At 71.9% G+C, this 12,928-nt stretch carries 11 protein-coding genes; 7 read left to right on the top strand and 4 right to left on the bottom strand.

Going from position 1 to position 12,928, the window contains the following annotated elements:
* Positions 1-147: 147 nt before the first annotated feature.
* The 5 genes from hppD to B4N89_RS04240 all read left to right on the top strand — a co-directional run bounded on the left by hppD (position 148) and on the right by B4N89_RS04240 (position 5,231).
* Complete coding sequence (gene hppD / locus B4N89_RS04260; protein ID WP_235618882.1) at positions 148-1,227, top strand: 4-hydroxyphenylpyruvate dioxygenase; 1,080 nt, start codon at positions 148-150, stop codon at positions 1,225-1,227.
* 104 nt (positions 1,228-1,331) lie between these two features.
* A complete protein-coding gene (locus B4N89_RS04255; RefSeq protein ID WP_078974522.1) occupies positions 1,332-2,534 on the top strand; it encodes a homogentisate 1,2-dioxygenase in 1,203 nt (400 codons plus the stop codon).
* Positions 2,531-3,418 (top strand): hypothetical protein, encoded by an 888-nt coding sequence (locus tag B4N89_RS04250; protein WP_078979100.1) that lies wholly within the window; start codon positions 2,531-2,533, stop codon positions 3,416-3,418. Before B4N89_RS04255 ends, B4N89_RS04250 begins: the two co-directional genes overlap by 4 nt.
* A 43-nt stretch (positions 3,419-3,461) precedes the next feature.
* Complete coding sequence (fahA, locus tag B4N89_RS04245; RefSeq protein ID WP_078974521.1) at positions 3,462-4,682, top strand: fumarylacetoacetase; 1,221 nt, start codon at positions 3,462-3,464, stop codon at positions 4,680-4,682.
* A gap of 84 nt (positions 4,683-4,766) precedes the next feature.
* Entirely contained in the window at positions 4,767-5,231 is a 465-nt protein-coding gene (locus tag B4N89_RS04240; RefSeq protein WP_143657832.1) for a hypothetical protein, read from the top strand.
* A gap of 301 nt (positions 5,232-5,532) precedes the next feature.
* Here the strand turns inward: B4N89_RS04240 and B4N89_RS04235 are convergent, their stop codons facing one another.
* The 3 genes from B4N89_RS04235 to B4N89_RS04225 all read right to left on the bottom strand — a co-directional run bounded on the left by B4N89_RS04235 (position 5,533) and on the right by B4N89_RS04225 (position 8,862).
* Positions 5,533-6,024: a hypothetical protein gene (locus B4N89_RS04235; RefSeq protein WP_143657831.1), complete on the bottom strand. Its 492-nt coding sequence runs from the start codon at positions 6,022-6,024 to the stop codon at positions 5,533-5,535.
* Between the two features lie 195 nt (positions 6,025-6,219).
* Positions 6,220-7,107: a CAP domain-containing protein gene (locus tag B4N89_RS04230; RefSeq protein ID WP_078974518.1), complete on the bottom strand. Its 888-nt coding sequence runs from the start codon at positions 7,105-7,107 to the stop codon at positions 6,220-6,222.
* A gap of 117 nt (positions 7,108-7,224) precedes the next feature.
* On the bottom strand, positions 7,225-8,862 hold the full coding sequence (locus tag B4N89_RS04225) for an ABC-F family ATP-binding cassette domain-containing protein (RefSeq protein WP_078974517.1): 1,638 nt from the start codon (positions 8,860-8,862) through the stop codon (positions 7,225-7,227).
* Between the two features lie 86 nt (positions 8,863-8,948).
* Here B4N89_RS04225 and B4N89_RS04220 point away from each other — a divergent pair, with 86 nt between their 5' ends.
* The gene (locus B4N89_RS04220; RefSeq protein WP_078974516.1) at positions 8,949-9,695 is read left to right on the top strand and encodes a PIG-L deacetylase family protein; all 747 of its coding nucleotides are present in this window, start codon (positions 8,949-8,951) and stop codon (positions 9,693-9,695) included.
* A gap of 34 nt (positions 9,696-9,729) precedes the next feature.
* The gene (locus B4N89_RS04215; protein WP_143657830.1) at positions 9,730-10,395 is read left to right on the top strand and encodes a hypothetical protein; all 666 of its coding nucleotides are present in this window, start codon (positions 9,730-9,732) and stop codon (positions 10,393-10,395) included.
* A gap of 85 nt (positions 10,396-10,480) precedes the next feature.
* Here the strand turns inward: B4N89_RS04215 and B4N89_RS04210 are convergent, their stop codons facing one another.
* Positions 10,481-12,658: a hypothetical protein gene (locus B4N89_RS04210; RefSeq protein ID WP_078974514.1), complete on the bottom strand. Its 2,178-nt coding sequence runs from the start codon at positions 12,656-12,658 to the stop codon at positions 10,481-10,483.
* Positions 12,659-12,928 lie beyond the last annotated feature (270 nt).

Raw genomic sequence — 12,928 nt, 5'->3', positions numbered from 1 at the left:
TGTTGTCAGCGGAAGTGTACTTCCGGCATCCGTTCCTTTCCGAGGGGATAGCCCGTCATGAGCACCTTCAACACCCTGGAAGACACCGACGTCCTCGTCGGCGCCGTCGAGTACGACCCGGCGGGCGACCCCTTCCCCGTCATCGCGATGGACCACGTCCGGTTCTTCGTCGGCAACGCCAAACAGGCAGCGCACTACTACTCCACCGCGTTCGGGATGACCTGCGTCGCCTACCGCGGCCCCGAGACCGGCTCCCGCGACGTCGCCGAGTACGTCCTCGTCTCCGGCAAGGCCCGCTTCGTGATCACCGGCGAGGTCCACGCCGGCACCGAGATCGGCGCCGCGCTCCTCGCCCACGGCGACGGCGTCTCCGACCTGGCCATCGAGGTCCCGGACGTGGACAAGGCGATCGCCTACGCCCGCGAGCACGGCGCCACCGTCCTGGTCGAGCCGCACGACGACAGCGACGAGCACGGCACCGTGCGCAGCGCGGTCCTGGCCACCTACGGCCAGACCCGGCACACCCTGGTGGACCGCTCCGCCTACAACGGCCCGTTCCTGCCCGGCTTCGTCGCCGCCGAGCCGCTGTTCCGCGGCAAGCCCGCCGCGCACCCCAAGCGCTACTTCCAGGCCATCGACCACTGCGTGGGCAACGTCGAGCTGGGCAAGATGGACGAGTGGGTGGCCTTCTACAACCGCGTCATGGGCTTCACCAACATGAAGGAGTTCATCGGCGACGACATCGCCACCGAATACTCCGCGCTCATGTCCAAGGTCGTCACCAGCGGCAACCACCGGGTCAAGTTCCCGCTCAACGAGCCCGCGATCAGCCGCAAGAAGTCGCAGATCGACGAATACCTCGAGTTCTACGGCGGCCCCGGCGTGCAGCACATCGCGCTCGCCACCAACGACATCGTGGCCTCGGTGCGCGCGATGAGCGAGATGGGCGTCGAGTTCCTGTCCACCCCGGACAGCTACTACGACACCCTGGGGGAGTGGGCGGGCGAGACCCGGGTACCGGTCGAGACGCTGCGCGAACTCAAGATCCTGGTCGACCGCGACGAGGACGGCTACCTGCTCCAGATCTTCACCAAGCCCGTCCAGGACCGGCCCACCGTGTTCTTCGAGCTGATCGAGCGGCACGGTTCGCTCGGCTTCGGCAAGGGGAACTTCAAGGCGCTGTTCGAGGCGATCGAGCGCGAGCAGGAGCGGCGCGGCAACCTCTAGGCCGCGACGCGTCCGCCCGGCCGGCGCGGCCGGGCGGGCCGACACGGTCGAGGACGGGCAGCCGAGCGCACAGGGCGCGGGACGGACGGAGGAGTCGGGCAGTCATGGCGTACTACCGCAGCGTGGGCGAGGTGCCGCCCAAGCGGCACACCCAGCACCGCCGCCCGGACGGCGGCCTGTACTACGAGGAGCTGATGGGGGAGGAGGGCTTCTCCTCCGACTCCTCCCTGCTCTACCACCGCGCGATCCCCTCGGCCATCGCCGACGCGACCGTGTGGGAGGTCCCGGACCAGACGGTCACCGCCAACCACCCGCTCAAGCCGCGCCACCTCAAGCTGCACGACCTGTTCGCGGACAACGAGTGGAAGGCCGTCGACGCGGTCACCGGCCGCCGGCTCGTCCTCGGCAACGCCGACGTGCGGATCTCCTACGTGGTCGCCGGCACCACCTCCCCGCTGTACCGCAACGCGCTCGGCGACGAGTGCGTCTACGTCGAGTCCGGCTCGGGGACGGTGGAGACCGTCTTCGGCGCGCTGACCGTCGGCCCCGGCGACTACGTGATCCTGCCGCGCGCCACCACCCACCGGTGGGTGCCCGGCGGCGACGAGCCGCTGCGCGCGTACTGCATCGAGGCCAACTCGCACATCGCGCCCGCCAAGCGCTACCTCTCCCGCTTCGGCCAGCTCCTGGAGCACGCGCCGTTCTGCGAGCGCGACCTGTGCGGGCCCGTACAGCCGCTCCTGGCCCAGGGCACCGACGTCGAGGTCCTGGTCAAGCACCGCGGCCTGGGCGGCGAGGTCGCCGGCACCCGCTACGTGTACCCCACCCACCCGTTCGACGTGGTGGGCTGGGACGGGTGCCTGTACCCGTACGTGTTCAACATCTCCGACTTCGAGCCGATCACCGGCCGGATCCACCAACCGCCGCCCGCGCACCAGGTGTTCGAGGGCCAGGGGTTCGTGATCTGCAACTTCGTGCCGCGCAAGGTGGACTACCACCCGCTGTCGATCCCGGTGCCGTACTACCACTCCAACGTGGACTCGGACGAGGTCATGTTCTACTGCGGGGGCAACTACGAGGCCCGCAAGGGCTCCGGGATCGGCCAGGGGTCGATCTCGCTGCACCCGGGCGGACACGCGCACGGGCCGCAGCCCGGCGCCTACGAGCGCAGCATCGGCGTCGAGTTCTTCGACGAACTGGCGGTCATGGTGGACACGTTCCGGCCCCTGGGCGTCGGCGAGGGAGGCCTCGCGAGCGAGGACCCGGCCTACGCGTGGACCTGGGCCGGGAAGGCGCCGCGGACATGAGCGCGAACACCGACGAGAACTCGGGCACGGACGCCGAACGACCCGAACTGCCGCTGTTCGCGGGGTTGTGGGACGACGCGGCGCTGTTCCCGCCGGGCAACGCCCCGATGGCCGAGGCGGTGCCCGCGCACCGGGTCTACCGCACCGAATGGTTCGCCGACTTCGTCCGGCACTTCCTGGTCGGCGTCGCTCACCTGCCCGACCTGGTCGCGCTCGCCGACCCCGAGGCGCCGCTGCGCGTGGTGCTCGTGGCGCCGGGCGGGCCGGCCACGGTGGGGCCCGCGGTACGCACCATCCTGGACACCCCCGGGTTGCTCCTGGAGGGCATCGAGGTCGCCGGCGACGGCGAGATCGGCAAGGCGGTCGCGGCGCTGCACGAACACCTGCCGGAGATGACGGCGGGCTACGTCGAGGTCCTCAAAGGCGCGGGCCTCGACGCAGACCTGGACAATCTCGCCGGCACGTACGGGCGGCCCAAGTTCCGCACCGGCGGCACCGCCGCGCACGCGTTCCCGAACGAGGTCGAACTGGCCGCGTTCGTCCACGCGTGCCGGGTCCGCGAAATGCCGTTCAAGGTCACGGCCGGGCTGCACAACGCCGTGCGGCACACCGACCCGACCACGGGTTTCGAGCACCACGGTTACCTCAACCTGATGCTCGCCACCCACCACGCCGTCGCCGGCGCCGAACCGGACGCGCTCGCGGATGTGCTGGCCACCCGCGACAGCGCCGAACTCACCCGCATGGCACACGGACTCTCCGTGCCCGAGCGCACCCGCCTGCGCGGTTACCTGACCTCGTACGGAACCTGTAGCGTCGCCGAGCCGCTCCAGGACGCGCTCACGCTCGGCCTGCTCGGCGAGCCCCCGCACCGGCGGGACTGAACGCCCGCACCATCGCGACCGATCCCACGAGGAGCCGCATTTCATGCCCAACACCTGGGTCCCGCTGCCGACCGACTCGGGCTACGGCATCGACAACCTGCCCTACGGCGTGTTCACCACCGACCACGAGCCGGACCGGCCGCGCGTCGGGGTGGCCATCGGCGACTTCGTGCTCGACGCCGGCGCGGCCGCACGCGCGGTCGGCGCGCCCCTGGACGTACTGGACGCGCCGAGCCTGACCGCGCTCATGGCCGCCGGGCGGGCGACGTGGCGCGGCGTCCGGGCCTCGGTCACCACCTGGCTGACCGACCCGAGCCGGCGGGCGAGCGTCGAACCGCACCTGATCCCGCGACGGGACGTGGTGCTGCGGCTGCCGTTCGAGCCGGCCGACTACGTGGACTTCTACGCCTCCGAGCACCACGCGAGCAACCTCGGCCGGATCTTCCGACCCGGCACCGAGCCGCTGAGCCCGAACTGGAAGCACCTGCCGATCGGCTACCACGGCCGCGCCGGCACCGTCGTGGTCTCGCACACCCCGATCGTGCGCCCCAGCGGACAGCGCAAGGCGCCGACCGACGCGGTGCCGTCCTTCGGGCCCACCCGGCGGCTCGACATCGAGGCCGAGGTCGGCTTCGTCGTCGGCGCCGGCTCCGAACTGGGCACGCCGGTCGGCCTCGACGGCTTCGCCGACCACGTGTTCGGCGTGTGCCTGCTCAACGACTGGTCCGCACGCGACATCCAGGCCTGGGAGTACGTCCCGCTGGGCCCGTTCCTGGGCAAGTCGTTCGCCACCTCGGTGTCGCCGTGGATCGTGCCGCTGGAAGCACTCGACGCCGCGCGCGTGGCACCCCCCGCGCGCGACGTCGAGCCACTGCCCTACCTGGACGACCGCGCCGCCGAGCCGTGGGGGCTGGACCTGAGCATGGAGGTCCGGCTCAACGGACACGTGATCTCCCGGCCGCCGTTCGCGTCGATGTACTGGACCGCCGCGCAGCAGTTGGCGCACATGACCGTCAACGGCGCGTCGTTGCGCCCGGGCGACCTGTTCGCCTCCGGCACGGTCAGCGGGCCCGAGGTCGGCGAGCGCGGCGCGCTGATCGAGATCACCTGGAACGGCGAGAACCCCCTCAAGCTCCCGGACGGGTCCAGCCGGACCTATCTGGAGGACGGCGACGAGGTCACGATCACCGCTACCGCCCCCGGTCCGAACGGCACGCGTATCGGATTCGGCGAGGTCAGCGGCCGGATCGTGGCGGCGCGCTGACGATTTGTCGGCTCCCGCAGCTTGCGGGAGCCGGCATATCGTCGGACGGCAAGGGCAGCCGATACCGGGCAACAGAGGGGTCCCATGTCGTCGTTCGTACATTCGTCCTGGAGCAAAACCGCCGTTTCACCCGTCATGGTGGGCCTGACCGGGGCCTTCGTGGTGGCCTCCGCCGTGGTCAGCGTCAAGTACGGCTTCATCGGCTCGGGCATCGGGCTCTTGGGCGGCGCGGTGTTATGCGCCTTCCTGTCGGTCGTGCGGGTGCACGCCGACCAGCGCGGGCTGACCGTCGAGTTCGGGCTGCTGCCGTGGCCGCGCAAGCGGGTGCCGCTGAGCGAGATCCGCGAGGCCGGACACCGCGAGGTGCGGGCGCTGCGCGAGTTCGGCGGCTGGGGATACCGGATCAAGTCGCGCGCGACCGGGGTCGTGCAGCGCTCCGGCGAGGCCCTGACGCTCACCCTCGTCTCCGGACGCGAGTTCGTGGTCACCGTGTCCGACGCGCCCCAGGGCGCTGCCGTCCTGAACGGCCTGCTGGGCAACCGGGTCTGAGCGAGGCGGTCGGGCGCGTCCACGAAGGGCCCCGGGGCCGCCGTGCGGGCCCCGGGGGGCCGTCGACCCCGGCCCGGCCCCGGAAGGGCCGTCGTCCCGCCTATCGCCGCAGACCCCTGTCCACCGCGTCACGGCCGCCCCGTCGGCCCGGGTGGCGAGCTCACACACCGGGCGGCGGAGTCCGAGCGGCCGTAGCGTCGGCCGACGAGGTCGTGGACCCCGCCGAACCACTTCTCGGCGATGATCCACGACTTCGGCTCGTCGTGTTCCCGTCGCGAGCCGATCGCTCACGGGGTCGGGCTCACCCGGCGTGGATCGCCCGGTGCTGCCCGCTCTTGTCGTAGTATCCGGGGCCGGCGACCAGGGCGGTGCGGAAGTACAGGCCCTCGCCGACCACGCCGTTGTTGTTGCCGTGTCCGGGCACGAACGGCTGCCACAGGGCCACCAGCAATTCCGGGGCCACCAGCGACGCGCCTTCGGTCTCCACCCGGACGGGTGTCAGTTCGCCGAGCAGTCGGGTGACGTCGACGGCCGGTGTGCCGAAGACGTCGATGCCCAGACACAGGACCGTGTCGGCGAAATCGTCCTCGGACCGGTGTACCTCGATCGCCTCGACCAGTCCGTCCTTGTCGCTCACCACATGAATCGAGAGGTCCGCACCGAAGTGGGCGAACCCACGAGTGCGTCCCGACAGATCTCCTCCGAGTTCGCGCAGAGCGGTCTCTGCCTCGTCCATGGACATGCCGATCTTGATCGGCCCTACGCCGTACGGCGGATCCAACTCAAGCTGCACGTGATCTCCCTCGCCTCGAACAACCGAGTATGACGCACCGTCATCGGGCCTCCTCGCACCCGGTTGCCGGTTCGACGCGAGAGGGTGCGCCGGTGCCCGCACACGGAGCGCACCACTGTCGCCGACGTCGATCCCGGCATCGTCTTTATACCCATTCGGGTCAACGGGGAGACCGCCGGGCCACCCCGGAACGGGTCAGCGAGGGGTGCCGAAGACCTGGGTCCAGGACGTGCCGTAGGTGCCGCCGGTGACATATCCGACACCGATTTCGGTGAACTCCGCGGTGAGGATGTTCTTGCGGTGCCCGGGGCTGTCCATCCACCCCTGCACCACCTCGGCCGGGCTGCGCTGGCCGCACGCGATGTTCTCCCCTATCCGGCTGTACAGGTAGCCCGCCGCGATCGCCCGATCCCACGGCTCGCGGCCGTCCGGATCGGTGTGCGAGAAGAACGCCCGGGTGATCATGTCCGCGCTGAACGCCTGAGCGCACGCGGTCAGTTGCGGCTGCGGGGCGAGCGGACGCAGACCGTGCCGGGCCCGCTCGACGTTGGTCAGCTCCACCACGCCGCGCTGGAACTCGGACAGGCCGGACGGGGTTTGCGTCTCCTCCTCGACGTCGACGCCGAAGTCCCGGGCGATGCCCGCCAGGCCGTCCGCGTAGCCCTGACCCAGCGCGCGCACCTTCCACTGCGCGCCGCGCCGATAGATCTCGGCGAGCAACAACACCGTCTCGGTGCGTGGTCGCGGCGGGGTGAACCGCGCGAGCAGCGTGCCGCTCGCACCCGTGAGCGTCATCGCCGGCGGCGGCAGCTCGCCGAGGGTGTGCGTGGTATCGGCCGGACTGACCACCACGGTCACCCGCGTCGCGCCCGCCCGCAGGCCGGCGGGATCCACGGTGACGGTGTCGCCGCCGAGCCGCACCCCGGGCGCGGACACCTGGTTGAAGAAGACGAAGTCGGCGTCGCCGGACACCCGTCGGTCCTCACCGGTGATCAGCGCGGAGATGTCGAACGGCCCGGGCACCCGTACCCGCACGACGCCGACCGGTAAGGATTGGTTCGCGCCCGGCGGCAGTTCGCTCATGGCCGCTGATTCTAACGATGGATCATGGGCGGTCGGCGAGGCACGGATCGACACCGGGCCACGGTCGGATCGAGCCGCGGGCGAGCCGGAGGGCCGATACCCCGCTCCGGCGCCCGATCAGACCTCGGTGACCCGGCCGTCCGCGACCCGCAACCGGCGGGTGGTGCGGACCGCGTCCAGCATCCGGCGGTCGTGGGTGACCAGGAGCAGGGTGCCCGCATACGACTCCAGCGCCGACTCCAACTGCTCGATCGCCGGCAGGTCCAGGTGGTTCGTCGGCTCGTCCAGGACCAGCAGGTTGACCCCCTCGGCCTGGAGCAGCGCGAGCGCCGCCCGAGTGCGCTCACCCGGGGACAACGTCGCCGCCGGGCGCAGCACATGCGCCGCCTTGAGCCCGAACTTGGCCAGCAGCGTGCGGACATCAGCCGGCAGCAGATCGGGGACCAGCGCGCAGAACGCGTCCAGGAGCGGCCGGTCGCCCAGGAACAACCCGCGCGCCTGGTCCACCTCGCCCACCACCACCCCCGAGCCGAGCGAGCCCTGACCCGCCGTCAACCCGGTGCGCCCGAGCAGCGCCGCGAGCAGCGTCGACTTGCCCGCGCCGTTCGCGCCGGTGATCGCGACCCGATCCGCCCAGTCGATCTGCAGCGTCACCGGACCGAGCGTGAAGTCGCCGCGCTCGACCACCGCGCCGTTCAGCATGGCCACCACCGCGCCCGCGCGCGGGGCGGCGGCGATCTCCATCCGCAGCTCCCACTCCTTGCGCGGCTCCTCGACCACGTCGAGGCGTTCGATCATGCGCTCGGTCTGCCGGGCCTTGGCCGCCTGCTTCTCGCTCGCCTCGGCCCGGGTCTTGCGGCTGATCTTGTCGTTGTCCGTGGACTTGCGCCGCGCGTTGCGGGTGCCCTTGTCCATCCACCCGCGCTGCATCCGGGCCCGGGCCTCGAGGTCGCCGCGTTTGTCGGCGTATTCCTCGTAGTCCTCGCGGGCGTGCCGGCGGGCCACCTCGCGCTCGGCCAGATAGGCGTCGTAGCCGCCGCCGAAGCTGCGCACCAACTGCTGGGCCAGGTCCAGCTCGACCACCCGGTCCACCGTGCGGGCCAGGAACTCGCGGTCGTGGCTGATCACCACGGTGCCCGCGCGCAGCCCGGTGACGAACTTCTCCAACCGGTCCAGACCGTCCAGGTCCAGGTCGTTGGTCGGCTCGTCGAGCAGGAACACGTCGTAGCGGCTGAGCAGCAGCGACATCAGCCCCGCGCGGGCCGCCTGGCCGCCGGACAACGCGGTCATCTCCCGATCGAGGTCCACCGCCAGGCCCAGTTCCGCCGCGACCTCCTCGGCCCGCTCCTCCAGATCCGCGCCACCCAGGTCCAGCCAACGATCCAGCGCCACGCTGTACTCGTCGTCGGCCCCCGCGCGACCCTCGACCAGCCCCTCGGTCGCGGCGTCCAGCGCGGCCTGCGCGGCGGCGACGCCGGTGCGACGGGCCAGGAACGCGCGCACCGTCTCGCCCGGCCGCCGCTCCGGCTCCTGCGGCAGGTGGCCCACCGACGCGGTCGGCGGCGACAGCTGTACCGAACCCGACTCCGGCGCGGACAGGCCGGCCAGCAGTCGCAACAGGGTGGACTTGCCCGCACCGTTGACCCCGACCAGGCCCACGACGTCGCCGGGGGCGATCACCAGGTCCAGTCCGGAGAACAGGACACGGTCACCGTGTCCGGCGGCAAGGTCTTTGACGACGATCGTGGCGCTCATGAGGAGACGAATCCTATCGGCCGCTGCCAGGATGACGAGGTCCGCGTACCACCGGCCGAAACGGCCACCCCGGAAGGGACCATGCGATGACCACCGAGACCGCGCCCGAACCGTACGAGAGGCTGCCCGAGGACTGGGAACGGGCACTGGCCATCGTCGCGCACCCCGACGACCTCGAATACGGCGCCGCCGCCGCGATCGCGCGATGGACCCGACAGGGCAAGCGGATCACCTACGTCATGGTCACCAGCGGCGAGGCCGGCATCGACGGCCTGGAGCCGGACAAGTGTCGCCCGCTGCGGGAGGCCGAACAGGTCGAGTCGGCCCGCATCGTCGGCGTGGACACGGTCGAGTTCCTCGGCCACCCCGACGGCGTGGTCGAGTACGGCGTGCCGCTGCGCCGCGAGGTGTCCCGGGTGGTGCGCCGGCACCGCCCGGAGATCGTGATCACCGGCAACTTCCGGGACACCTGGGGCGGCGCGTTCCTCAACCAGGCGGACCACATCGCGGTCGGCCGCGCCGTGGTGGACGGGGTGCGCGACGCGGGCAACCGCTGGATCTTCCCCGAACTGGTCGAGGAGGGACACCAGCCGTGGGGCGGCGTGCGGGCGGTCTGGGCGAACGGGTCGCCGCGGTCCGGGCACGCGGTGGACACCACCGAGGACTTCGCGACCGGCGTGGCCTCGCTGAAGGCGCACGCGGCCTACCTCGCCGGCCTGGGGCAGCACCCGATGGCCGAGGTGGAGGAGTTCCTGGAGGGCATGGGTCGGGCGGCCGGCTCGCGCCTGGGCACCCGGTTCGCCTCGGCCTTCGAGGTCTACCCGATGGGCTGACACCGAGGGTGAGAGGCGTCGCTACGCTGCCCACATGATCGATGGGCAGCACTTTCGAGGCCGAACCCTCGCCGTGCTCGCGACGGGGGCGATGGTCATCACCGGAGCGAGCGCGTGCGGCGGCGACGACGGCCCGAGCGGGTCCGGGAAACGCCTGAACGTGGAGAAGTTCCGACAGCAGGTCCGGCCGATCGGCGAGCACGGCACCAAGTGCCCGCTGCCGTACGACGTCGCCGCCGCGGCCCGCAAGGCCCACATCGACGGCACGGTCACCCCCGGCGAACCGGCCGCGTCCGGCGCCGAGGGGTGGTCCGACGACGAGGCGGCGGCCCGCGACCCGCGGTCGGACCTCACCCCGGTCCAGCGGGTCAACGGCGTCGCGCTGACCTGCTCCTACCGCGTCGGCGCCGACAAGGTCGACGTGGGCACGTACGGCGCCCGGCGCGGCTTCCCGCTCAACATCGCGCTGCCGGTGATCCAGCGCGACTCCGAGGCGAGCGTGGCGGTCCTGGGCCCGTTCGCCGACGACATCGGGGCGGGCGAGCCGCAGCGGGTGATCCCGGTCGGCAACGGGCACGTCGCGGCGGTACGGCTGCGGGTGACCGGGCCGGGCTCGGCGGCGATGTACGTCTCGTCGGAGACGCTGACACCCGAACGCGTCGCCGACCTCGCCGGCGCACTGGCCGGGCAACTGGACTGAGGCGGGTCCGGCGGGGCCGCGCGACGCGTGTCCGATGGGGGTTGCTCCGGGACTTCGTCGGGTTCTGCGGGACTCCGGGAGTGCATCACCCCGACCGGGCGCGGGCGGCGTTCATCTCCTCGACCGCCCCCACCGCGTCGCCGATCGTCGCGTAGTCCACCGCGACGAAGTTCACCGGTCGCCCGCGCTGCGCCTCGCACGCGCGGGCCCGGTCGAGCACGTACCGGCGCGCGTTGACCTGCCCGGCGTCCAACCGGCTGCCGCCCAGGTTGGTGATGAAGTGGTTCATCAGGAACAGCCGCTTGTCGGTGCCGCCGCGATTGGGCACACAGGACATGTCGGCGGGGGTGGGGAAGGTGAACGGGGTCTCCATGCCGTACTGGTAGAAGTTGCGGTACCACGGCGCCGGACCACTGGCCCGCTCGGCGAACACCACCAGGCGTTTCCCGTCGCGGACCATGTCCCCCAGCTTCGGCCACTTCGCCGCCGGGTCCGCGGACGGCGTGTACAGCAGCCGCTCGACGCCCGCCTCGCGGAACGCCTGTTCGGTCTGCTCGCCGGTGATGTCATCCTGCAGGATCAGCGTCACCACCTCACCCGGGTTGTCGTCGAGCCATGCGCCGATCTCGCGCAGGGTCGGGGCCAGCGGGATCGCGCCCGCGCGGCACAGCGCGTGGCACAACCACAGGCCCGGGCGCGGCGGGTTGGCCAGGTCGATCAGCCGCAACACCTCGGCCTGCATGTCCGGCGCGAAGCTGGAGACGCTGAGCCGGGGCTGGACCTGGTCGGGCTGCTCCCAGGTGTAGGTGTCCAGTTGCAGGCCGCGTGCGCCCGCGTTGAGCTGCGCGGTGATGTTCGGGTCCTGGAGCGGGCCGATGAACCGGTCGGCGGTGCTCGCCATGGCGTTGTGCGTGGTCAGGTAGGCGACCTCGTCGTAGCGCAGCTCGCACAGCTCGATCGACCCCAGGCAGTGCGCTTCCTCGCTCTTGCCCGCCGCGACGGGGACCACGGTGGCGCCCAGGACCAGGGCCGCGACGGTGAGCGCGGCCACGGTCGCGGCGAGCGCGATGCGGTGGCGCGGGGGCAGGTCCAGCGCTCGGCGGGCGGCGGCGCGACGCCAGGTCCAGGCGCCGGCGACGAGGAGCAGGCCGAGTACGAGGGGGACCAGCGCGACGAACAGGCCGACGCCGGTGAGGGAGGAGATCGCGGACCCCTGTACATCGGTGACCAGCGTGTTCACCGAATGTGGCCAGGTGGGCGACGGCTGGGCCAGTACGTACGGCAGTCGGCCGCGGACGAACAGGACCAGCGCGCCGGTCAGCGCTCCGCCGACGGCCAGGGACCAGCCGATCAGCGGGACGCGGCGGGTCCACGCACGGGGACCGGTGAGCCACAGCAGGGCCACGGCGGCGATGCCGAGCACGGTGGCCAGCGTCTGGATCGGGCCGAGGGCCGTTTTGGTGAAGCCGCGGGCGGTGGACACGCTGCTCAGGTTCAGGCCGGCGCGGCGCAGGTCCGGGAGCACGTCCCACTGCCCGTCGTCGGTGCGCTCGGCCAGGTCGGAGGAGGCCGATCCGGCGCCGCCGCCCAGCACGTACGGCCCGACCACGGCGAGCGCTCCCGCGATGTCGCCGGTGCCGAGCGCGGCGGTCACCTGGACGCGCACCCCGGGCCGGGCGTCCGCCGGCACCACCGCGACCAGGGCATCGGCGGTGGCGGCGATGCTCGGGGCGTCCAGCACGAAGGTGGGGAAGTCGGCCGGCCGGCGGCCTGCGGCGAGGTCGTCGAGGGTGACGTCCAGGCCCTCGCGAAACGCGGCGAAGTCGGCGGAGGGGCGTCCCTGTACGTTGGCGATCAGGTCCCCGAGGTACAACTCGGCGACACCGCCGACGTTGGCCAGGACCGGCCGCAGATCCAGGATCAGCCGCAACTCGGGCTGCTCGCCGCGCAGGTAGCCGATCGTGTTCGCGATCTGGGTGTCGACGATGCCGCGCAGGGTCGCGGGCGGCAGCACGGTCTTGAGGTTGGCGGTCACCACCGACGGCGGCACGGGCATCCGCGCCAACAGATCCCGCGTGACCTGGGCGGCGGCCGGATCGACGAGCACCTCGTCGTACATCCGGTTGTAGGCCCGCTCGTCGTCGAGCGCCCCCTGATAGAAGGCCCGATTGAGCACGGTACTCCGAGCAATCCCGGCCGAGCCCAACACGACCACGGCCAGCACCAGAACAAGCGCGGCGACCCCCGAAGCACCACGACCCACCGACCAACACCCATCCCCCCACGCTCACCCGCCCACCACACCCGCGCGATCCCAGCCACCCATCCGGGGGAGCGGGGGCGGGGCGAGGCGGCGGATGGTCCACCGGCGGCATGCGGGGCTCGGGGACGAAGGGTCCCCGCCGGGGCGGGTGCGTTGGCCGGCGAAAGCCGGCCGGCAGCGGGGCGGGGAGGGGGCTCGGGTCGGGTCTTCCGGCGAGCTTTCCGGGTGGGTTGGGTGTTTCCGGTGGGCGGTGGCTTGTGGTTGCGGGCC

Source organism: Embleya scabrispora (genome assembly GCF_002024165.1).
GTDB classification, from domain to species: domain Bacteria; phylum Actinomycetota; class Actinomycetes; order Streptomycetales; family Streptomycetaceae; genus Embleya; species Embleya scabrispora_A.
Note: the sequence above shows the minus strand (reverse complement) of the source record. Positions and strands in the feature narration are given on the sequence as shown.

Bases quoted from the DNA above. Each gene is read 5' to 3' on its own strand.
- B4N89_RS04240 (WP_143657832.1), top strand. From the start codon at position 4,767: ATGTCGTCGTTCGTACATTCGTCCTGGAGCAAAACCGCCGTTTCACCC.
- hppD (WP_235618882.1), top strand. From the start codon at position 148: ATGGACCACGTCCGGTTCTTCGTCGGCAACGCCAAACAGGCAGCGCAC.
- B4N89_RS04255 (WP_078974522.1), top strand. From the start codon at position 1,332: ATGGCGTACTACCGCAGCGTGGGCGAGGTGCCGCCCAAGCGGCACACC.
- fahA (WP_078974521.1), top strand. From the start codon at position 3,462: ATGCCCAACACCTGGGTCCCGCTGCCGACCGACTCGGGCTACGGCATC.
- B4N89_RS04220 (WP_078974516.1), top strand. From the start codon at position 8,949: ATGACCACCGAGACCGCGCCCGAACCGTACGAGAGGCTGCCCGAGGAC.
- B4N89_RS04225 (WP_078974517.1), bottom strand. From the start codon at position 8,862: ATGAGCGCCACGATCGTCGTCAAAGACCTTGCCGCCGGACACGGTGAC.
- B4N89_RS04250 (WP_078979100.1), top strand. From the start codon at position 2,531: ATGAGCGCGAACACCGACGAGAACTCGGGCACGGACGCCGAACGACCC.
- B4N89_RS04230 (WP_078974518.1), bottom strand. From the start codon at position 7,107: ATGAGCGAACTGCCGCCGGGCGCGAACCAATCCTTACCGGTCGGCGTC.
- B4N89_RS04215 (WP_143657830.1), top strand. From the start codon at position 9,730: ATGATCGATGGGCAGCACTTTCGAGGCCGAACCCTCGCCGTGCTCGCG.